The organism is Lysinibacillus sphaericus, from assembly GCF_015844675.1.
Lineage (GTDB): Bacteria > Bacillota > Bacilli > Bacillales_A > Planococcaceae > Lysinibacillus > Lysinibacillus sphaericus_E.
In genome coordinates, this window is record NZ_LDGC01000092.1 from 104,363 (window position 1) to 125,368 (window position 21,006).

Annotated in this window: 19 protein-coding genes; 17 read left to right on the forward strand and 2 right to left on the reverse strand. The window is 36.4% G+C overall.

Annotated features, from left to right (window positions below):
* Positions 1 to 210 precede the first annotated feature (210 nt).
* On the forward strand, positions 211 to 600 hold the full coding sequence (locus ABE34_RS22635; protein WP_197144694.1) for an FxsA family protein: 390 nt from the start codon (positions 211 to 213) through the stop codon (positions 598 to 600).
* Here ABE34_RS22635 and ABE34_RS22640 read toward each other — a convergent pair.
* Entirely contained in the window at positions 584 to 1,549 is a 966-nt protein-coding gene (locus tag ABE34_RS22640; RefSeq protein ID WP_197144695.1) for an AI-2E family transporter, read from the reverse strand. The genes ABE34_RS22635 and ABE34_RS22640 overlap by 17 nt on opposite strands.
* A gap of 253 nt (positions 1,550 to 1,802) precedes the next feature.
* On the opposite strand from ABE34_RS22640, the gene citZ reads away from it, so the two are divergent.
* From citZ to ABE34_RS22665, 5 genes are all read left to right on the forward strand, one after another.
* Positions 1,803 to 2,918, forward strand: a complete 1,116-nt coding sequence (gene citZ / locus ABE34_RS22645) for a citrate synthase (RefSeq protein ID WP_079561591.1) — start codon at positions 1,803 to 1,805, stop codon at positions 2,916 to 2,918.
* 78 nt (positions 2,919 to 2,996) lie between these two features.
* Positions 2,997 to 4,259 carry an NADP-dependent isocitrate dehydrogenase gene (icd, locus tag ABE34_RS22650; protein ID WP_197144696.1) on the forward strand — a complete coding sequence of 421 codons (1,263 nt, stop codon included), beginning with the start codon at positions 2,997 to 2,999 and terminating at the stop codon, positions 4,257 to 4,259.
* Between the two features lie 190 nt (positions 4,260 to 4,449).
* Entirely contained in the window at positions 4,450 to 5,388 is a 939-nt protein-coding gene (mdh, locus tag ABE34_RS22655) for a malate dehydrogenase (protein ID WP_197144697.1), read from the forward strand.
* Between the two features lie 256 nt (positions 5,389 to 5,644).
* Positions 5,645 to 6,148 (forward strand): RNA polymerase sigma factor, encoded by a 504-nt coding sequence (locus tag ABE34_RS22660; RefSeq protein ID WP_197144698.1) that lies wholly within the window; start codon positions 5,645 to 5,647, stop codon positions 6,146 to 6,148.
* Entirely contained in the window at positions 6,141 to 7,142 is a 1,002-nt protein-coding gene (locus tag ABE34_RS22665) for an anti sigma factor C-terminal domain-containing protein (RefSeq protein ID WP_197144699.1), read from the forward strand. Before ABE34_RS22660 ends, ABE34_RS22665 begins: the two co-directional genes overlap by 8 nt.
* Positions 7,143 to 7,426: 284 nt before the next feature.
* Here ABE34_RS22665 and ABE34_RS22670 read toward each other — a convergent pair whose 3' ends face one another.
* Positions 7,427 to 8,251: an MBL fold metallo-hydrolase gene (locus ABE34_RS22670; protein WP_197144700.1), complete on the reverse strand. Its 825-nt coding sequence runs from the start codon at positions 8,249 to 8,251 to the stop codon at positions 7,427 to 7,429.
* A gap of 444 nt (positions 8,252 to 8,695) precedes the next feature.
* Between ABE34_RS22670 and ABE34_RS22675 the strand changes: the two genes are divergently transcribed.
* From ABE34_RS22675 to coaE, 11 genes are all read left to right on the forward strand, one after another.
* A complete protein-coding gene (locus tag ABE34_RS22675; RefSeq protein WP_197144860.1) occupies positions 8,696 to 9,136 on the forward strand; it encodes a MaoC/PaaZ C-terminal domain-containing protein in 441 nt (146 codons plus the stop codon).
* 52 nt (positions 9,137 to 9,188) lie between these two features.
* A complete protein-coding gene (locus tag ABE34_RS22680; protein ID WP_079561585.1) occupies positions 9,189 to 9,905 on the forward strand; it encodes a response regulator transcription factor in 717 nt (238 codons plus the stop codon).
* On the forward strand, positions 9,902 to 11,437 hold the full coding sequence (pnpS, locus tag ABE34_RS22685; protein ID WP_197144701.1) for a two-component system histidine kinase PnpS: 1,536 nt from the start codon (positions 9,902 to 9,904) through the stop codon (positions 11,435 to 11,437). The genes ABE34_RS22680 and pnpS overlap by 4 nt, the downstream gene beginning before the upstream one ends.
* A 379-nt stretch (positions 11,438 to 11,816) precedes the next feature.
* Entirely contained in the window at positions 11,817 to 12,185 is a 369-nt protein-coding gene (locus tag ABE34_RS22690; RefSeq protein ID WP_079561583.1) for a CidA/LrgA family holin-like protein, read from the forward strand.
* On the forward strand, positions 12,182 to 12,895 hold the full coding sequence (locus tag ABE34_RS22695; protein ID WP_197144702.1) for an LrgB family protein: 714 nt from the start codon (positions 12,182 to 12,184) through the stop codon (positions 12,893 to 12,895). Before ABE34_RS22690 ends, ABE34_RS22695 begins: the two co-directional genes overlap by 4 nt.
* A gap of 180 nt (positions 12,896 to 13,075) precedes the next feature.
* Positions 13,076 to 14,080, forward strand: coding sequence for an FtsH protease activity modulator HflK (gene hflK, locus ABE34_RS22700; protein WP_197144703.1), 1,005 nt, complete (start codon positions 13,076 to 13,078; stop codon positions 14,078 to 14,080).
* Entirely contained in the window at positions 14,080 to 15,090 is a 1,011-nt protein-coding gene (hflC, locus tag ABE34_RS22705) for a protease modulator HflC (protein ID WP_197144704.1), read from the forward strand. Before hflK ends, hflC begins: the two co-directional genes overlap by 1 nt.
* An 861-nt stretch (positions 15,091 to 15,951) precedes the next feature.
* Positions 15,952 to 16,383, forward strand: a complete 432-nt coding sequence (locus tag ABE34_RS22710; RefSeq protein WP_346655602.1) for a DNA polymerase I — start codon at positions 15,952 to 15,954, stop codon at positions 16,381 to 16,383.
* 206 nt (positions 16,384 to 16,589) lie between these two features.
* Complete coding sequence (gene polA / locus ABE34_RS22715) at positions 16,590 to 19,217, forward strand: DNA polymerase I (RefSeq protein WP_197144706.1); 2,628 nt, start codon at positions 16,590 to 16,592, stop codon at positions 19,215 to 19,217.
* 12 nt (positions 19,218 to 19,229) lie between these two features.
* Complete coding sequence (gene mutM / locus ABE34_RS22720; RefSeq protein ID WP_197144707.1) at positions 19,230 to 20,102, forward strand: bifunctional DNA-formamidopyrimidine glycosylase/DNA-(apurinic or apyrimidinic site) lyase; 873 nt, start codon at positions 19,230 to 19,232, stop codon at positions 20,100 to 20,102.
* Positions 20,103 to 20,115: 13 nt separating this feature from the next.
* Entirely contained in the window at positions 20,116 to 20,709 is a 594-nt protein-coding gene (gene coaE / locus ABE34_RS22725; protein WP_197144708.1) for a dephospho-CoA kinase, read from the forward strand.
* Positions 20,710 to 21,006: the final 297 nt, after the last annotated feature.

Consider the following 21,006-nt stretch of genomic DNA (forward strand, 5'->3'; position numbering starts at 1 on the left):
GAAAGCACCCAGCCGGAACGGAAATCAACCACACGTTATGGTGATGAGCTAATTTTGCCTAGTTAATCGTTACCTCATGGAATGAGAATTTACTATAAAAAGAATAACGTCGTTTTCTCTTTAATAGGGTTCATTAATTTTTTAATGAAACTTAATGGGCTATAATAACGTATATAAGGTATAGCGTTTTTAGCTAGAAAGGAGAAAAATATGAGAAAAATTTTTCTTGGTTTCATTGTCTATGCATTAGCCGAGTTGGCGTTATTAATAGTAGTTGGTCAAAATATTGGTATTTTAAATACATTACTGCTTATAGTCGCTACGAGTATTATAGGTATTTATGTAGTGAAAAATAAAGGTATGAATTCTGTGCAAAAGGTTAAAAATACGATAGCACGAGGAGAGGCTCCAGGGCCAGCGTTAGTTAACACGGTTTTAAATTTCAGCGGTGGTGTACTTCTAGTATTCCCAGGCTTTATAACAGATCTTATTGGTTTATTATTGTTATTGCCTTTTTCTCGCAAAATGTTCCAACCAATCTTTTATTATTGGATGCGGAAAAAAATGAAAAAAGGTCAATTTATCATCGTTCAAAAATAGCATTTTCCTTTAGTTTAACGGCCAAAAATAAAAATATTGGGCTAAGTAAAATGCCGTAAAAACCAAATAATAAAATAGAGGCAGCACTGATGAAAAAGGTGTGGAAAGTCCGTAATTGTAATGTGTTTGACCAAAGCATGGAATCAGCTAGCTGCCTTGTTAATTGAACGAAGAGATATAACAGTAAAATAGCTACACATAAAAAGGTATTGCCTTTTAAGTAAAAATAAATGCTCATAGGTACAAGAAATACACCAATCCCAAAGAATGGAAGTACATCTGCAAATGCAACTATAAAAGCTTTGATGATGGCTTGTTCAAATTGAAGAATCATGAATCCCGCACAAAGGATAAGCAGTGTAATTGTAAACAGCTGAAACTCCACATACAAAAAGTAATGAAATAGCTGCATAATTTTAGAAAAATGCGACTGCCACTCATTGCGATATTTTTTTGGCACATATTGAAAAAACCAATACCGAGATTTGCGAGTTTCCAATAGGGCAAAATAGTAAGCGACAAGGAATATAAATACTTCAATTACATGTTTCATTAATAGTTGGAAAATATTTGCCATATATAAAAAGATTGAATCGAAAATAGAAAGCGATTTTTCCTTTAACACTTGGATAAACATTGATTCATATTCGTTGAAAAGTGGGAAATTTTGAAGTGTATCTCGGATTTCAGGGAAGATAAGAATAATACTGTTTATAGAAATGATAACGAGAAGGAAAATGCAAGTTAGAATAAGTGCTTCCACAATAATTGCTGCAAGCCAATAGGCAATCCTACAATAAGAATGAAGGAATTTTATGATAGGATACGTAGAAAAAGACAAAAAAATCGCGAGAGATACAGGTAATACGAACCATAATATTGTTAAGTAGAATATAAAAAATAAAACACTTATAGTTCTTTCGTATGAAAAATATTTAATATTCCTCATTTTTACAAATTCACCCCGTTTCAATTGATAAATTAATGTCAAAATACGAAAAAGAATCTCTTTCAGGCGTATAAATAATCGCTCATGCACCTTTTTCTTTATTCGGAGGTTTTTCATTCACAAAGCTGTCAAAAATGATTATAATAGCAATTGTAAGCGATTTACTTAATGGTTCATATGAGCAAAAAACGTAAATGCTACCTAATAACTGCATTTACAACTAAAAAATATAAATATGAGGGAGCGATAATTTATGTCAGCAACTAAAGGTTTAGAAGGTATCGTAGCAGCGGAATCTAAAATCAGTTCAATTATCGATGACACACTTACATATGTTGGTTACAACATTGATGATTTAGCAGTGAACGCGTCATTCGAAGAGGTAATTTATTTATTATGGCATACTCGTTTACCAAAAGCAGACGAGCTAGCTGAATTAAAACAACAATTGGCAGACAACATGTCTATTCCGCAAGCAATTGTAGACCAATTCAAAACATACCCACTTTCAACTGTACATCCAATGGCTGCACTACGTACTGCAGTATCTTTACTTGGTGTATTCGATGAAGAAGCGGATGTTATGGATACAGAAGCTAACTATCGTAAAGCTATCCGTTTACAAGCTAAAATTGCAACAGTAGTTACTGCATTTGCGCGTGTTCGTAAAGGTTTAGAGCCAGTTGCTCCAAAACCAGAATTAGGATATGCTGCAAACTTCTTATACATGCTTAAAGGTGAAGAACCAGCAGCAATCGAAGTTGAAGCATTCGACAAAGCGTTAGTATTACATGCTGACCACGAATTAAATGCATCTACATTCACTGCACGTGTATGTGTAGCTACATTATCAGATGTTTATTCTGGTGTAACTTCAGCTATCGGAGCATTAAAAGGACCACTTCACGGTGGTGCAAACGAGCAAGTTATGAAAATGTTAACTGAAATCGGCTCACTTGAAAACGTTGAATCTTATATTCAAAATAAATTAGATAACAAAGAAAAAATCATGGGCTTCGGTCACCGCGTATACCGCAAAGGCGACCCACGTGCACCACACTTACGTGTAATGTCACAAAAATTAACTGAGCTAACTGGTAAACCAGAGCTTTATGAAATGTCAGTTAAAATCCATGACATGATCGTAGAACAAAAGAAATTACCTGCAAACGTAGACTTCTTCTCTGCGTCAGTGTATGATTCTTTAGGTATTGATCATGACCTATTCACACCAATTTTCGCAGTATCACGTACTTCTGGTTGGGTAGCTCATATTCTTGAGCAATATGCTAACAACCGCCTAATCCGTCCACGTGCAGAGTATGTTGGACCAGGCATGCAAAAATATGTTCCAATCAGCGAGCGCTAATTCGGAAAATATGCTAGAATATTTGGGACTGTGTTACATAACACAGTCCTATGATTATGAATTTAGGAGGCAACATCAATGTCAAACAAAATTGTAGTTGAAAATGGCGTACTTAATGTACCAAACAATCCAGTGATTCCTTTCATCGAAGGTGACGGAATCGGTCCTGATATTTGGGCTGCAGCATCTCGCGTAATCGACGCAGCAGTAGAAAAAGCTTACAACGGTGAAAAGAAAATCGAATGGTTAGAAGTTTTAGCTGGTGAAAAAGCATTCAACCAAACTGGTGAATGGTTACCACAAGAAACTTTAGACAAAATTAACGAATACCTAATCGCAATCAAAGGTCCTCTTACTACTCCAATCGGTGGTGGTATCCGCTCTCTAAACGTAGCATTACGTCAACAACTTGACCTATATGTATGCTTACGTCCAGTACGTCACTTTGATGGAGTACCTTCTCCAGTTAAACGTCCAGAAGATGTTGATATGGTTATCTTCCGCGAAAACACAGAAGACATCTATGCTGGTATTGAATTCGAATCTGGCTCTGAACAAGCTCAAAAAATCATCAACTTCCTACAATCTGAATTTGGTGTTAACAAAATCCGCTTCCCAGAAACTTCTGGTATCGGTGTAAAACCTGTATCTAAAGAAGGTACTGAGCGTTTAGTACGTTCTGCTATCGAATATGCTATTAACCATAAACGCCCATCTGTTACTTTAGTACACAAAGGTAACATCATGAAATTCACTGAAGGTGGATTCAAAAAATGGGGTTATGAATTAGCTGAAAAAGAATTTGCTGATCAAACATTCACTTGGAACCAATATGATGCTATTAAAGCTGAACAAGGTGAAGAAGCAGCAAACAAAGCACAAGCTGACGCTTTAGCAGCTGGTAAAATCTTAGTTAAAGATTCTATCGCTGATATCTTCTTACAACAAATTTTAACTCGTCCAAATGAGTTCGACGTAGTTGCTACAATGAACTTAAACGGTGACTATATTTCTGACGCATTAGCTGCTCAAGTTGGTGGTATCGGTATCGCTCCAGGCGCAAACATTAACTATGTAACTGGACACGCGATCTTCGAAGCTACTCACGGTACAGCACCAAAATATGCTGGTCAAGATAAAGTAAACCCATCTTCAGTATTACTTTCAGGCGTATTAATGCTTGAGCACTTAGGATGGCAAGAAGCAGCTGACATGGTTACTAAATCTGTAGAGAAAACAATCTCTTCTAAAGTTGTAACTTACGACTTCGCTCGTTTAATGGACGGCGCTACAGAAGTGAAATGTTCAGAATTCGCTACTGAATTAATCAAAAACCTTTAATTTTCTATTTTAAATAGAAATTATAGTTAAAGCGGATGTGTATTCTGCCGATATAATTAGGGTGAAATGTAAATTTCTATTGAACTTAGCTTAATAAAATATTTACGATGAACTTGTTTAATCGAGGGAGGAGAATTTATTCTCCTCCCTTTTTTAAAATATAACCTAATTTTAAAAGGAGCGTATTCGAATGTCTCTGAAACGAAAAAAAATCTCAGTAATCGGTAGCGGCTTTACTGGCGCTACTGCAGCATTTTTAGCAGCTCAAAAAGAACTTGGTGATGTAGTGTTAGTGGATATCCCTCAAGCTGAAAACCCAACAAAAGGTAAAGCTCTAGATATGTGGGAAGCTGCACCAGTGCAAGGCTATGATTCTTATGTTAAAGGTACTTCTAATTATGCGGATACTGCAGATTCTGATGTAGTAATTATCACTGCTGGTGTTGCTCGTAAACCAGGTATGAGCCGTGACGATCTTGTTCAAATTAACCAAGATGTAATGAAAGCTGTTTCCAAAGAAATTGCTAAGTACTCACCAAATGCAACAATCCTCGTTCTTACAAACCCAGTTGATGCAATGACTTACACAGTATTCAAAGAAACTGGTTTCCCTAAAAATCGTGTAATAGGTCAATCAGGTGTACTCGATACGGCTCGTTTCTGTGCGTTTGTAGCTGAAGAACTTAATATCTCCGTAAAAGACATCACAGGTTTTGTTTTAGGTGGGCATGGTGATACAATGGTGCCACTAACTCGCTACTCATTCGCTGGTGGTATTCCATTAGAATCATTAATCCCAGCAGATCGTCTTGAAGAGATTGTTGACCGTACACGAAAAGGTGGCGCTGAAATCGTTAACCTTCTTGGGAACGGTTCTGCATATTATGCTCCTTCAGCGGCGCTTATTGAAATGGCGGAAGCTATCATTAAAGACCAAAAACGTATACTTCCATCTATTGCATACTTAGAAGGCGAATATGGCTACAACGATTTATACCTAGGTGTTCCGACATTATTAGGTGCAAATGGTATAGAAAAAATCTTTGAACTTGAATTAACAGACAATGAAAAAGCAGCTTTAGATAAATCGGCAGAAGCTGTCCGCGACGTTATGAAAGTTTTAGTTTAATAAAAGTTTATGAAATCGAGTAGGATTCATTCCTACTCGATTTTTTTAAGTATTTTACTATCAAAGAGAAGGGCGAGTAATGTGGCAAAATAAGATGTTCTTACAAAATACAGGATACTCAAAAATAGAGATGGGTTGCACAAAACCCTCCTCTTTTTTGTGTTTTTCTGGAAAATAGAATAATTTATGAAGGAATTTTTATAATATGTAAACTTTTCTTTGAGTTCTGCGTTGTATAGGCAGAAGGGAGATAGATATGGCAAATCAATCAATGAATGATTTTCTGCAGCAAGTAGGCACCATATTATACCGATATTTAAGAAAACGTGGATTAGCCCATGAGGATGCAGAAGATATCGTTCAAGATACATGTTATAAATTTTTATTACATAAAAATGGAATTCAATCCGACAAAGTAATGAGTTGGTTATACCGTGTGGCTACCAATCAGTTTTATGATCTCAAGAGAAAAGAAAAGCGTCATCCCACAACCGAATATGATGAAGTCCATTTGACAGCATTGACTAATATTCCTGAAATTCAGGTTCTAAAAAAAGAAAAATTAGAGGACATAAGAGGCACTCTTGAAACGCTGTCCAACTTGCATCAGGAATTATTAGTTCTGAAATATGAGATGGGATTATCGTATAAAGAAATTTCAGCTTTAATGAATAAGAATGAAAACACGCTAAAAACTCACGTCAAACGTGCTAGGGAAGAATTTACTGAAAGCTTTAAGGAGGACACTGATTATGAATAAAGGACAAAATGATTTCTTATTTGATGAAAAACAGACGAAAAAAATAATGAGAAAAGCAAAGTTTTGGTCAACAATAAAAATTATTGGCATAACGATCATCGTTACGCCAATTGTTCTAGTAGCAGTATGGTACGGTCTTAGGAGTTTATCATTAAATAGTGCCCAGAAAGTAATGGATGATATTTGGCTGTATAACAAGATTAGTTCCCCGAATGTTCAAATTAGCAAACAGGTATTTGACGATAATTTGTTCGGGGGGAAAATAAAAACAAAAACATTTAAGGTACTTGGAGATAATCATAGACCTTATATTTGGGAGCCTCTCGAAAGTGATTACAACCTATTCGGAACTCTTACACGTAATTACATTTCGGACTCGATCCAAATAGAAGGTTCAGAATCACTAGCAGAAACAAATCAATTTGAACGATTTAATGAACACACTGGCGATAGAGAAATGTTTTTTTATCACCCTGAGATTTCATACGATGTTTATAAAGATAGTATTAGTGAACTCAATCAATTGGAAGAAAATACTTTAGTAGAACTAGCGATATCTTTTGATAATGCATATAACTTTGACGATATTAAAAGCAAGTTGCCTTCTAGTGTGCAAGTAGATTGGTGGTGGGTGGATGCCTTTACAGAGGAATGGATGAATTTCATGAAGCAAGGACAGAGTACTATTGCAGCTAATTACCCGTTAATTTTCGGATTTCAATCGGAGCAATCAAAACCAGTACCCCTACAGTCTCAAAGTGACGAGGTTGACACCTTTATTCAAAACCTTGAGCTTCTTCGAGAGAGCAAGAACTTTGAATGGGAAACAAACCAAGTTTATCAATCTTTAATAGGGGAAAATGGAACCCTAGAAAGAAGTGATGTGAAAATTATTGGGGCCGTAGTAACTGGCACACCAAAGCAATTGGAATCATTACAAGGGAAAACATACATTAAAGCATCTACATTTGGTGTAATATCTAATCGAAAATAGGGGAATTGAAAGGCAATAAATCATCTCATACACTTATTTTACCCAAAAATATATTGTCTAACATAATAGTTCAACAGGCAAAATAATTAGTTTTAATGAAAATTAATTGATCGTTTAAGAATTTATGAATGATTTCTAGCTTGAAAAACGAAATATCGTAAATAGTAGCTAGAGCGTCTTGCATTGTAATGAAATACGATAGCAGGACGCTTTTTGTTTCCGCAAAAATTGGAGGCAACATCTTTGAAAACATAATAAAATCTTACCGATGAAGTAGAATTAACTTAAGTAGTGAATAGCTTACCCTCTATAGCATCTATATACCTTACAGCTGAATTATGAACAGATTGTTTTGCATCTTTTTTCACAATACGTAGAAAAGCATCATATATCCGTTCAAAATGTAGATCCTCTATTTGACTTAAGATTCTTTCCACAGTTTTAACAGGAAGTGGAATGAAATTAGGGAAACTATACATAAATGTTACCCAATTGCGGTCAGCCACTACACGAATGATATCTCCAACTAGTAATATGCCTTTTTGATGATAACCATTTTTCCATTCTAGTACAGTGGCTCCTTTAAAATGACCACCCATACGATAAAGAGTTAACCCATTCTGTAAAGTAAGAGATTCACCAGACCAAAAAATAATCTTGTCACTAGTTCTTGTAACCCATTTTTTATCATCCTCATGAATATAAATAGGTGCGTTAAAAGTTTCTGCCCACTCCACTTGACTTGAATAATAATGAGGATGAGATAATGCGATGGCATCAATTCCCCCTAAGCTCTCTATTTTATCAATAGTTTCTTGATCAATATATGAAATACAATCCCATAACAAATTAAACCCCTGTTCTTGAATTAAATAAGTCGTTTGTCCAATTCCAAATGTTGGACTAGTTGTTATGCTGAATAATCCATCTTCTTCAAGATTGAAGTTATTTTTATAAATTTCAGAAGAAATCATTTTGTCCAAAGTTGTCCAAGTTTGCCCATTTACACTGACATATTGTCTTTCTTCTGAACAAATAGTACATTGCTTTGGCTCTTCCATTGATTTTTCATACTGCGCCCCACATGTTTCACAAATATAGTAATTCAAAATTACTCCTCCTTTAAAATCCTTGGCCTCAAATCATTACACACCGTATATTACCAATTCTGTCCGGAAAAGTATTCACAACTTTAGTCTGAACTTCATAATTATGTTAAAAGTGTAGTTCATTAATTTTTAGTTCATTTTGCGATTCTCTAAGTAAGGAATTGATGAAATCCGCAAATATGAAGGGGAGATGTCCTTTGTATTTTTTTAACTACGCTTTGGAGAATCTGATCCTTCAACATTCATCAGCTTAATATTAAAAAGAATGGCAACACAATTCTTGATTAAAGATAAAGGGACTGATAAACAATGTTGTTGACGCTACGCTTTCGCCACAGAAAACATTGCTGAATGAAGAATAAATGGTTACTCTGCTTTTCGTTGTACTTTTGGAATAAAATTGATACTATGAAGATATATGATAGAAAAGGGGTTGGCGTATTTTTGCTTCAAAAAAACAGTAAGCTTGGTCTCACTATTGATGAAATTACAGTTGGCGAGAAGATTCATATAACCGAAAAGATAGAAGATAAGGATTTATTGCTTTATTTAGGACTTACGAATGATAATAATCCACTTTATATTCAACATGATTATGCTGCAATGACACCTTTTCAAAAGCCAATCGTACCAACAATCATGTTAAATGGCATTATTACTTCAGCTGTGTCAAAGTATATTCCTGGACCAGGTGCACGAATTATTGAGCAACATATAAAATATTTAGGACCGCTCTATCATTATGAATTATTTGATACTCTTTTAGAGGTAACAGAAGTAAATAAATTACAAAATACGATTACAGTATCTGTACACTCATATAATGAGCAAAAGGAGCTTGTGATTGAAGGTACTTTACTGGTAACACCACCACTTACTTTATAAACGTCTTGAGATTTGAAATGGGGGTTTCAAATCACTAACGGAGGCATTACACATGACAAAAACGATTTTAGTTGTAGAAGATGAATTTTCTATTGCGACATTATTGAAATATAATTTAGAGCAGGCAGGATATGTTGTCGAAACAGCTGCAGATGGTCAAGAGGGTCTTGATAAGGCAATTGACTTACAGCCAGATTTAATTTTATTAGATTTGATGCTTCCAAGACTGGATGGTATGGAGGTTTGTAAGCAAATTCGTCAACAACGTATGAATACACCTATTATTATGCTAACAGCAAAGGATGACGAGTTCGATAAAGTACTTGGTCTAGAGCTAGGGGCAGATGATTATATGACGAAGCCTTTTAGTCCACGCGAAGTATTAGCGCGGGTAAAGGCTGTTTTAAGACGTTTTACACAAAATGTAGTGGCTGAAGATAAGAATGGGTCACAAGAGAAAATGTATGAATTTGGACAATTACGTGTTTTTCCAGAGCGTTTTGAAGTGTTTTTACAGGATGAAGCACTGGAATTTACACCAAAAGAATTTGAACTACTCATTTATTTACTTGAAAATAAAAACCGTGTGTTAACGCGTGATCAGCTATTAAGTGCTGTATGGAAGTATGACTTTGCTGGCGATACTCGAATTGTGGATGTGCATATAAGCCACCTTCGCGATAAAATCGAGGAAAATAGCCGTAAGCCGATATTCATCAAAACAATTCGCGGCCTTGGCTATAAATTCGAGGAGCCGAAAACGACATGAAATCAATGAGCAACCGCTTATTCTTGACATTCATGCTATTGCTTGGAACGATATTAGCTGTCCTAATGGTTGTAATAGGTCAGCTTTTTCCTGTTTATATAGAACAGTACAACGAACAGGCTAGTGTAGATATGCAAGAATCTATTAACCGAGTATTAGATGAACGAAAGATTGAACTATCTAAGGAAGATAAAGAGGCACTATATACTGCGCAAAACATTGAGGTAAAAGATTATCTATTATCGACTGTTCATGCAAGACTTTATGCAGTGCTAGCGATTCTTTTTATAATAGCACTGGTGTTAATGGCGATTGTAAGTCGCTATATGATTCGAAATTTCACTGCTCCTATTGATAACGTGACAGATACGGCACTTGAGCTGGCGAAAGGAAATTACCGTGCTCGCGCACATGAAAATGAGCATGAACGCATGATGCCGCTTAGTCACTCCATCAATATTTTAGCGCGTAATTTACAGGATATTACGACGATTCGTGAGGTAGAAGAGGAAAGGCTTAAAACGTTAATTGAAAACATGGGAAGCTCCCTCATGATGATAGGACGTGAGGGCAATATATCTATTGTGAACCGTGTATTTTTAGAGCGTTTCGGTATGCAAATTGACGATGTACAAGGGAAAGTTTTTCGTACAATTGGTTTACCAAAATCACTAGAGCAATTCATTGACCATGTGTTTCTAACGGAAATGCCTTATCGACAACAAATTAAAATGGAGGTCCAACAGGATCTGTATAATAAGGAAGTGTACGGAGCACCTGTTATAGGGGATCATGGTCGTTGGCTTGGTGTCGTTATCGTTATGCATGATATTACGGAGCTTGTGCGTTTAGAGCAAATTCGTAAGGACTTTGTAGCAAACGTATCCCATGAATTGCGTACACCTATTACATCTATTAAAGGCTTTTCTGAAACATTATTGGATGGTGCATATAAAGATGAAAAAATGCTCTTATCTTTTTTAGAGATCATTTATAAAGAAAGTAACCGTCTGCAGATGCTTATCCAGGATTTACTAGAATTATCGAAAATTGAACAGCATGGTTTTACCGTTAATATTATGCCGATGGGCTTGCAAGATGTACTTATACGTGGGGCAGAGCTGACAGGTCCTCGTCTGGATGAGAAAAACATGAGCTTTTATGTTGATATAGAGCGTGATGTTCAAGTTATGGGTGATGCCAATCGCATTATTCAAATTGTCACTAATTTAATTACCAATGCCATTACGTACTCTCCGGAAAATACAACCGTTACGATTCGTTTAAAGGAAAATGAAACGTATGGCATTCTTGAAATAGAAGACCAAGGTATAGGAATTGAAAAGCATGAAATTGCTCGTGTCTTTGAACGTTTTTACCGTGTGGATCGTGCGCGAAGCAGGAATTCTGGGGGAACGGGTTTAGGACTTGCTATTGTGAAACACTTAGTAGAGGCGCACCATGGTCGCATTCAGGTAGAAAGTGAAGTTGGTGTAGGGACAAAAATGATTGTTATGATTCCGAAAAATTAACGAATTCTTTACAATAGCACAATTTTAGATTCACAATGGGGTCTTATACTTGTTAGTAGAAACCCCCTTATAAAATTGTTAAGACTATAAAATAGCAAAAAAATCTTTATTTATATATAAATTAGATTTTTTATTTGTTGCTTAATTATCGCCACAATAGTAAGAATCTATTGCCAAACTTTTTGGTAATAGATTCTTTTTCTGTTTTACACGTAACAAAAATAGGTGTAAAGTATAGTAGCATAATGTTCAACTAATAAGAAGTAACTTTTAGTTGAACCAATCGGGCTTGTACGGTCAGCTAATTAGCACACTTTATCTAGAAGTAATCTATAGGAATGACCGTTATAGCAAGATAAAAAATGAAAGAAGGATGACCATGAAAATCGTCAAAAGTATCGTGCAAATCGGCTATCTTTATGTAATTTTATTTGTTGGGAATAGTATTGCACGCCTACTTCACTTGCCGATTCCAGGGAGCATAATTGGACTAGTCTTATTATTTTTACTATTGCAGTTTCATATTATTAAGCTTGAATGGATTGAGTTAGGTGCAGGTTTATTACTTAGTGAACTATTACTATTTTTCATTCCATCTGCTATCGGAGTAATCGATTATACCGCATTATTCGGTGTGCAAGGTGTGAAAGCTGTGCTTGTAATTGTATTGAGTGCCATCGTTGTTATGTTTGCAACAGGTTTCACAGCACAATTGCTAGGGCAACGAAAGAAAGGTGATACTGCATGAGCTTTTTAACCGCTATAGTAAGTTTACTAGGTACTATCGCAGTTTTTTATGTTTGTAAAATGTTTTATAAAAAGTATCAAAAGGAATGGTTATCACCTATACTAATCACACCGTTAGTGGTCATTGTCATTTTGTTACTAACGGGTACATCTTACAAATCCTATACTGCAGGAGCCGGTATTTTATCAAATTTACTTGGACCAGCAACAGTTGCATTTGCGGTACCAATTTATAAAAATTTTAATCTATTAAAGAAACATGCTTTTGAAATTTTTCTAAGTATTGCAGTAGGCTCAGCCGTTGCCATTACTTCTTCATTTATCATTGCTGTAGTAATTGGTTTAAATAATGAACTTGTGCATAGCTTAGTTCCACGTTCAGTTACGACACCAATAGCAATGGACATTTCCAACATGATTGGTGGCTCTCCTACACTTACCGCTGTTTTCGTTATGGTAACTGGTATTTTAGGGAGTCTAATAGCACCGTTAGTGATTAAAGTATGTCGTTTCCATCGACCATCCTCTAGAGGTCTAATGTTAGGAATGGGAGCACATGGCACAGGTACTTCTAAAGCATTTGAACTTGGTGAGTTGGAAGGTACTTTTGCAAGTCTTGCGATGATTGTAGCTGCATTAATTAGCATTGTTTTATCGACAACCTTTTTCCCAGCGTTTGAACATCTAGTTGTCAATATCCTGTTACCTTAAATGGTAACGGGATATTTTTGTGTGGATTAAAGATAGAGGACCGTGCAAAAAAATGGATGAGCTTCACTTTGTTCCTTATGTAAAACTGCCTAAAATAAAAAAGTAGTTTATTAAAATATTTTGAAACTTTTAAGTAAGTGTCCCGTATACAATAGTACTAAGCTTAAGGGAGGATTAGACATGAGTGTGAAAAGGTCACTAATGATGGTGGGACTTGGCATTTTTGGCATTGTTGCAATTATTGCGGTATTTACATCGTGGTACACGGTAGATGAATCAGAACAAGCAGTTGTCATTACATTCGGTCGTGCCGATAATACAGTTACAGAACCAGGTTTACATTTTAAATTACCTTGGCCTGTACAATCGGTTCAGGTTTTATCGAAAGAAACATTTAGTTTAAAGTTTGGCTATAAGCAAAATGAAGATGGGGAATTGGAAACTTATGATGCCGAAACGAAAATGATTACAGGGGATGAACATATTGTATTAACAGACCTTGTCGTTCAATGGAAAATTACAGAACCGAAGAAGTATTTATTCAGCTCACAAGATCCAGAAAAAATATTACATAGCGCTACGTCGAGTGCAATTCGATCCATTATCGGAAGTTCCAAAATCGACGCAGCGTTAACTGAAGGAAAAGCGGACATAGAAGCAAAATCACGAGATTTACTCGTTTCTCTTCTTGAAAAATACGATATAGGTATAAGTGTTTTAGGGGTAAAACTACAGGATGTTGAATTACCGAATGCAGATGTGCGAGCAGCCTTTACAGCTGTTACAGACGCACGCGAAATGAAAAATACAAAAATTAATCAGGCGAAAAAATATAATAATCAGCGACTTAGTGAGGCTGAAGGTGAGAAGGATGCAATCATCTCGAAAGCTCAAGGTGAAAAAACAGCACGTATTGAGCAGGCTCAAGGGGATGTAGCTGTCTTTAATAAAATGTATGAGCAATATAAGGGCAACCAACAGATTACACGCGAACGTTTAATTTTGGAAACACTTGAAAATGTATTACCTAAAGCACAAATTTATATTATGAATGATGATGGTAATACAATGAAATACTTACCTCTTCAAGCATTGCAACCTGCAAAACAGGAGACACCTGCAACACAAGAAACACCTGCGACACAAGAAACATCAAAAGAGAAAAAAGAAGGGGGCGGTAACTAATGGATCAAAAAAATAAGGATCTTGAAAAATTCCTGAATTTTTTATCGGGTAAATCCAAAAATACTGCTCCAAAAGAAGGGGATCCTGTGGATAATGTGGTCAAAATGTCGAAAAAAGGCCCGATGAATCCGAAAAAATATATTTCTCTTGCTGTAACATTAACAGCCGTTTTTGCTATTGCTATTATATTATTTGCTAATACTTATATAGTTAAAGAATCCGAATACGCAGTTGTTAGACAGTTTGGAGAAGTAGTGAAATTTCAGAGTGAGCCCGGCTTGAAAATGAAGGTTCCGTTTATTCAAAGCGTAACGAGGCTACCAAAAAACCAAATGACATATGAAGTTTCTGAAGAAGAAATTAATACAAAGGATAAAAAACGAATTATTATTGATAATTATGCAGTTTGGCATATAACTGATCCAAAGCAATTAATTTCAAATGCAGGAACAATAGAAAAAGTTGAATCACGTATGGAAGAGTTTATTTATTCAGTTATTCGTTCAGAGCTTGGTCGAATAGAATATAAAGCGATTATTAATGATGAAGGTTCTTCACGTGGGAGTATCAATGATCAGGTAACTGCACGTGTCAATGAGTTACTTTCAAACGATAAATATGGAATAGAAGTAGTTGATGTTCGCATTCGTCGTATCGATTTGCCTACTGAGAATGAGCAATCCGTGTTTACGAATATGATTTCGGATCGTGAATCAATCGCACAAAAATATTTATCTGAAGGTGACGCTGAGAAACGCCGTGTTGAAGCTCAAACAGATCAACAGGTTCAAGAAATGCTAGCAACAGCGAAAAAAGATGGAGCATTGATTCAAGCGGAAGGTGAAGCAGAAGCTGCGAAGATTTACAATAAATCATTCTCTCAAGACCCTGAATTCTATTCATTGTACCGGACATTAGAATCATATAAGAAAACAATAGGTGAAGATACGGTCATTATTTTGCCATCTACTTCACCATATGCAAAACTATTATCCGGCTATATAAAGTGAAACTTTAATCAGAGGGGGGGTTCTCTTCCCCCCTCTGATTATTAGTCTTCACCAATCCGGGCTTTTACGGGCAGTTAATCTCCCGCTTTACTTCTTTGCTTTCGCTACAAAAAACATCTGTACCTTACGCATCGCTTTTGGTATAGATAAATTACTGCCCGTTACGAGATAAAATAATACTTATTCTTTCAAGGATAAGTATATGAAGTCGTCTCAAACTTTTTGAGACGACTTTTTTACGCTCTAACAAGGTATTTTGTATGGTATTGGAAGAACTTAAATGAATGACAATATTAACATAAGTTGATTGGAGTGGAGATTGGGCGACTCCTTGGGAATCAGCACTAGAGGAACGCAGGCTAAAACCATCACATCCTGTGATAACGCCTTTGTGACCAACATCCTGCTGTTGCCGCTGCCGCTTCGCTTTCGCGCAGATAAAACCCTTTTGCTGTCGCTGCGCTTTCGCACAAACAAAACCAAAACCCTATGCTGCCGCTACGTTGCACTCACGCTTTCGCGCAAAAGACATCGAGACCCTGGAGCGAGCACCGCGAGTGAAGCGGAAGGGGAACGGAGGCTAAGAACATCACGTCCTGTGATAACGCCTTCGTGACCAACATCCTGTTAGCCCGACGCCTCTCAGGAAAGCGCCCAATCGGAACGGAAATCAACCACACGTTATGGTTTATAGGTCTTTATAGTCTAGTTTGGGTATTTAGAATCATTTGTTTTATAAAAATACTTCAAATTTTGATAATGTGCTATTAAAATGATATAAATTTATAATTTTATGTTTCGTATATAACTATAATCTGATAGAATGATAATGTTGAAAAATAAAAAATGGAGGTAATAGTTGTGAAGTTGCAAATTAGTAAGTGGCTCCAAAATTTAGGAATAGCCTGTAGTATTGCATCGTTATTTACACTTTTCTTCCGTCTATCAGATTTTGCATGGATCACAAAAAGTGTTTATCATATACCAGTATTTTTTGTTATTTTGTTTTTATTAAGTTTGGTCATTGCTGAGGATGTACGAAAAATATTTAAAAAAATATTTTGGTATGAAAAGCGAAAAGTTAAGCGTCCTATTTGGCAAGTAGGGATTGGTTTCATTTTCTTTTTAGCACAAATCAGCACTGTAATGGTGTTCGATACAGAGCTTACACATCCACAGCTTGGTGGTATGCCAATGTTTTTAGTGTTTGCCTTTATGAATGCCTTTATTTTGACTGTCATATATGAAGAAATTTTCTATCGTAAAGAAAAAACAAATAAAGTTAGTAAATAACGACAGAGAAGTCAATTACAATAAGTGATTGGCTTTTTTTGTTTCGTCAAACATACGTTAATCTATTGCTGTAGAAATTTTGGTGATTTTCAACGTTATGATTGGTAAAATACCTGTTTTCTCGATAAAGTAAAAAGGAAGAGGCATTTTCAAACATACGTTTTCGTTTTACAATTAAGAAGACGAAAACGCAGGAGGATAAAATCATGACTAAGGATAAATTGCTATTATTGGACGGCAATAGTTTAGCATATCGCGCTTTTTTTGCGTTGCCATTATTAACGAATGATAGTGGAATTCATACAAATGCAGTGTACGGCTTTACAACGATGCTACAAAGAATATTGGAGGAAGAGCAGCCAACGAAAATTTTGGTTGCCTTTGATGCGGGTAAGACAACCTTCCGTCATGAAACATTTACGGAATATAAGGGTGGTCGACAAAAGACTCCACCAGAGTTATCTGAGCAGTTCCCTTATATACGCAAGCTTATCGATGCATATGGTATTAAGCGATATGAGCTTGAATTGTACGAAGCGGACGATATTATAGGGACACTTGCCACTGAAGCTTCAACTCAGGATATGGATGTCATCGTTGTATCAGGAGATCGTGACTTAACACAGCTCGCGACTGAGCAAGTAACAGTATACATTACGAAAAAAGGTATTACTGAAATTGAAAAAAATACACCAGCCTTTATTGCAGAAAAATACGGCTTAACTCCCGGGCAAATTATTGATATGAAAGGTTTAATGGGGGATTCTTCAGATAACATCCCTGGTGTACCAGGTGTCGGTGAAAAAACGGCAGTTAAATTACTTAAAGAGCATGGTTCAGTAGAGTCGCTTTATGCGGCAATGGATACGGTGAAGGCTTCTAAAATGAAAGAAAAATTAGTTGCCAATGAAGAACAGGCACTAATGAGTAAAAAGCTAGCTACTATTTTTACAAAAGCGCCGATTGATATAACGCTTTCTGATCTTACTTACAAGGGTCCGAATGAGGAAGAATTAATTAGTGTGTGGCAAGAGCTTGGTTTTAAATCACTTCTAGAAAAAAGTGATTTTACTGTCCCAGAAGAGGAACAGGCACCTTTTGACTATGAAATTGTGGAAGAAGTAACGCAAGAGCACTTAAAAGATGTAATGGCAGTGCACTTGGAGTTAGAGGACGAGCATTATCATACTTGCCAGCAACTAGGTATTGCATTAACAGATGGAGAGAAAACAATGTACGTATCATTTGATGTTGCGGCTAAATCAGATGTTCTTCGTCTCTGGTTAGAAGATGCTACTAAAATTAAGTACATGTCTGATTCAAAAGCATCTCAAGCTGCGTTAAAACGTGTGGGAATACGTTTAGCTGGTGTGGAATTTGACTTATTGCTTGCTTCTTATATTAATAACCCTGCGCTAAGTGGTGATGATGTGGCAACTCTTGCAAAAGAACTAGGTTATCGTAATGTGCAGGCAAATGAGGCCGTTTATGGTAAAGGGGCGAAACGAGCTATACCAGCTATAGATGCACTTGCTGAGCATGCTAGCCGCAAAGCCTTTGCTGTGTGGTCTTTACAGCCAAAGCTTGAGGCATTGTTAAAGGAAAATGAACAGTTCGAACTCTATAAAAACTTAGAACTTCCGCTTGCTTCTATTTTAGGGGAAATGGAAAGTGAAGGAATCACGGTCAATCGTGCCACATTAGAGAAAATGGGCCAGGAATTAAATGATAAGCTAATTGTTATTGAACAAGCAATTTATGCTGAAGCAGGAGAAACCTTCAATATTAATTCACCAAAGCAATTAGGTGTTATCCTCTTTGATAAACTTGGTCTTCCTGTTATTAAAAAAACGAAAACAGGTTATTCCACTGCAGCGGATGTATTGGAAAAATTAAAACCAGAGCATGCGATTATTGAGCATATTCTTTTATATCGCCAGCTAGGGAAATTACAGTCAACTTATATCGAAGGCTTACTAAAAGAAATCCATAAAGAGGATGGAAAGGTGCATACGCGATTCCAGCAAGCATTAACAGCTACAGGACGTTTAAGCTCAACGGATCCGAATTTACAAAACATCCCGATTCGCTTAGAAGAAGGACGAAAAATTCGTCAGGCGTTTGTGCCATCGAAAGAAGATTGGATACTATTTTCTGCCGATTATTCTCAAATCGAATTGCGTGTATTGGCCCATATGTCGAAGGATAAAAATTTAGTCGAAGCTTTCCGTGAAGGTATGGATGTTCATACACGTACTGCGATGGATGTATTCCATGTCTCAGAAGATGAGGTCGATAGTAATATGCGTCGTGCTGCAAAAGCGGTGAACTTTGGTATTGTCTATGGGATTAGTGATTATGGCTTATCGCAAAACTTGGATATTACTCGTAAGGAAGCTGCTACATTTATCGAGAAGTATTTTGCAAGTTTCCCAGGTGTAAAACAATACATGGATGATATCGTCCGAGATGCGAAGTTTAATGGTTATGTGACAACGATTTTAAATAGACGTCGATATTTACCTGACATTACGAGCTCGAATTTCAATCTACGAAGCTTTGCAGAGCGTACTGCAATGAATACACCAATTCAGGGTAGTGCAGCTGATATTATTAAAAAAGCAATGATTGATATGGATGCTCGTTTGAAAAAAGAAAATATGCAGGCAAAAATCCTTTTACAAGTGCATGATGAATTAATATTTGAAGCACCTAAAGAGGAGATTGCATTGCTTGAAAAAATAGTACCAGAAGTTATGGAGAACGCAATCGAGCTTTCAGTACCATTAAAAGTAGATTTTAACTACGGTGCAACTTGGTACGAAGCAAAATAAGGAGGGGTTAAAATGCCTGAATTACCAGAGGTTGAAGGTGTCGTCCAGGCATTAAAACCTAAAATTGAAGGGCGGACAATTCAACAAGTTCAACTATCTGAAATTATTCGTTTTTCCTTTGGGGAAGGAAAGCAATGTATCGTGAAGCAAGCTGAGCCTGATGCATTTGAAATATCGTTGTCTCAAATGACGATTACAACAATTGAACGACGAGCAAAATATATCTTCTTTCATTTACTGAAGGAAGATGTCCCTTATGTGCTTGTTAGTCATTTGGGGATGACAGGTGCTTGGTTTGTGGTAAATTCGCCTGAGGAAATCCAAGAGGTGAAATTTAAAAAGCATATTCATGCTACGTTTCAAATGGCGGATGGGGGCTATTTAATTTATTCAGATATACGCCGCTTTGGTGAACTACGTTTTTTAACAAAGATTGAGGATCATGCACCATTAACAAAAATGGCACCAGAGCCATTCGATGAAATAGCATGTGATTATTTTATTGCGAAATCAAAGTTGCCGAAGTATGGAAAAAAGGCCGTTAAAGATGTAATTATGGATGGGCAAGTCATTTCGGGCTGTGGTAATATTTACGCAACAGAAGCATTATTTGCGCAAAAAATTCATCCGGCCCGTACAATGAACCGCATTAGTGAAAAGCGTAAACGTGAATTGTTCGAGGCGATTGTCGCTATTTTACGCCAAAGCATTGAAGCAGGAGGTTCAACAATTTCAGATTATCGTAATATAAATGGTGAGGCTGGAAGTATGCAGAATCGACTGCAAATGTATGGGAAGAAGATGTGTCCAACGTGTGGAACTGCAACGAGCCAAATGACGATAGGTGGGCGCACATCAGTCTTTTGCCCAAATTGTCAACATTAAAGGGGATTTAACTATGATTATCGGATTAACAGGAAGTATAGCGAGCGGAAAAAGTACAGTAGTAAAAATGATGACAGCACTTGGTTTACCAATTGTCGATGCAGATATTGTAGCGCGTGATGTTGTTGAACCAGGAACGGAGACTTTAAAGCTAATTGTTGAAAATTTTGGGCAAAATATATTGCTAGAAGACGGGAGTTTAAATCGTGCTAAGCTCGGCGATATTATTTTTCACGAGCCTGTTAAGCGTAAAATGTTAAATGATATTATGCATCCTGCTATTCGCAAGGAAATGTTACGCCAGCGCGATGCGTATATAGAGGGCGGAGAAAAGCATGTTGTGATGGATATTCCACTTTTATTTGAAAATAAATTACAGCATTTTGTTGAGCGCATTATCGTGGTATCGGTTAGTGAAGAGGTGCAGCTTCGTCGTTTAATGGAGCGTAACAACTTATCAAAGGAGGATGCATTAGCTCGAATGCATTCTCAGTTACCAATGTCAGTCAAAGAAAAAGGTGCCCATGCGGTTATTTACAACAATGAAAATCTAGAACAAACAGAGCAACAACTGAAAAAAATCCTGACTTATTGGGATGTATTATAGTTTAACTAAGAATTTGTAATCTTTAGATGCGTAGCAAGAAAATCTTGCTGCGCATTTATACTTTTGATAAACAAATTGGTCGAAGAAATCTTCGTTTTGTTGCACTTTAAATGATGGTATTTCCTTCAAGGCTACTTGAATTGCTACGATTTGACTTATGACAGAGACACGATTGTACATCTGTAATTTGTACTCTTAAAACATATGTTGTTGTTGACGCTTCTCTTTCGCATAGGTAAACATTATTGCTTGAAATTTCGTTTTTATCACTGCAAATTAGAGTAACATGCCAGAAGA

Excerpts from the sequence above, each read along its gene's own strand:
- ABE34_RS22695 (WP_197144702.1), top strand. The coding sequence starts at position 12,182 with ATGAGCTTTTTAACCGCTATAGTAAGTTTACTAGGTACTATCGCAGTT.
- icd (WP_197144696.1), top strand. The coding sequence starts at position 2,997 with ATGTCAAACAAAATTGTAGTTGAAAATGGCGTACTTAATGTACCAAAC.
- ABE34_RS22660 (WP_197144698.1), top strand. The coding sequence starts at position 5,645 with ATGGCAAATCAATCAATGAATGATTTTCTGCAGCAAGTAGGCACCATA.
- ABE34_RS22665 (WP_197144699.1), top strand. The coding sequence starts at position 6,141 with ATGAATAAAGGACAAAATGATTTCTTATTTGATGAAAAACAGACGAAA.
- hflC (WP_197144704.1), top strand. The coding sequence starts at position 14,080 with ATGGATCAAAAAAATAAGGATCTTGAAAAATTCCTGAATTTTTTATCG.
- ABE34_RS22640 (WP_197144695.1), bottom strand. The coding sequence starts at position 1,549 with ATGAGGAATATTAAATATTTTTCATACGAAAGAACTATAAGTGTTTTA.
- hflK (WP_197144703.1), top strand. The coding sequence starts at position 13,076 with ATGAGTGTGAAAAGGTCACTAATGATGGTGGGACTTGGCATTTTTGGC.
- ABE34_RS22635 (WP_197144694.1), top strand. The coding sequence starts at position 211 with ATGAGAAAAATTTTTCTTGGTTTCATTGTCTATGCATTAGCCGAGTTG.
- coaE (WP_197144708.1), top strand. The coding sequence starts at position 20,116 with ATGATTATCGGATTAACAGGAAGTATAGCGAGCGGAAAAAGTACAGTA.
- polA (WP_197144706.1), top strand. The coding sequence starts at position 16,590 with ATGACTAAGGATAAATTGCTATTATTGGACGGCAATAGTTTAGCATAT.
- ABE34_RS22680 (WP_079561585.1), top strand. The coding sequence starts at position 9,189 with ATGACAAAAACGATTTTAGTTGTAGAAGATGAATTTTCTATTGCGACA.
- citZ (WP_079561591.1), top strand. The coding sequence starts at position 1,803 with ATGTCAGCAACTAAAGGTTTAGAAGGTATCGTAGCAGCGGAATCTAAA.
- mutM (WP_197144707.1), top strand. The coding sequence starts at position 19,230 with ATGCCTGAATTACCAGAGGTTGAAGGTGTCGTCCAGGCATTAAAACCT.
- ABE34_RS22690 (WP_079561583.1), top strand. The coding sequence starts at position 11,817 with ATGAAAATCGTCAAAAGTATCGTGCAAATCGGCTATCTTTATGTAATT.
- pnpS (WP_197144701.1), top strand. The coding sequence starts at position 9,902 with ATGAAATCAATGAGCAACCGCTTATTCTTGACATTCATGCTATTGCTT.
- mdh (WP_197144697.1), top strand. The coding sequence starts at position 4,450 with ATGTCTCTGAAACGAAAAAAAATCTCAGTAATCGGTAGCGGCTTTACT.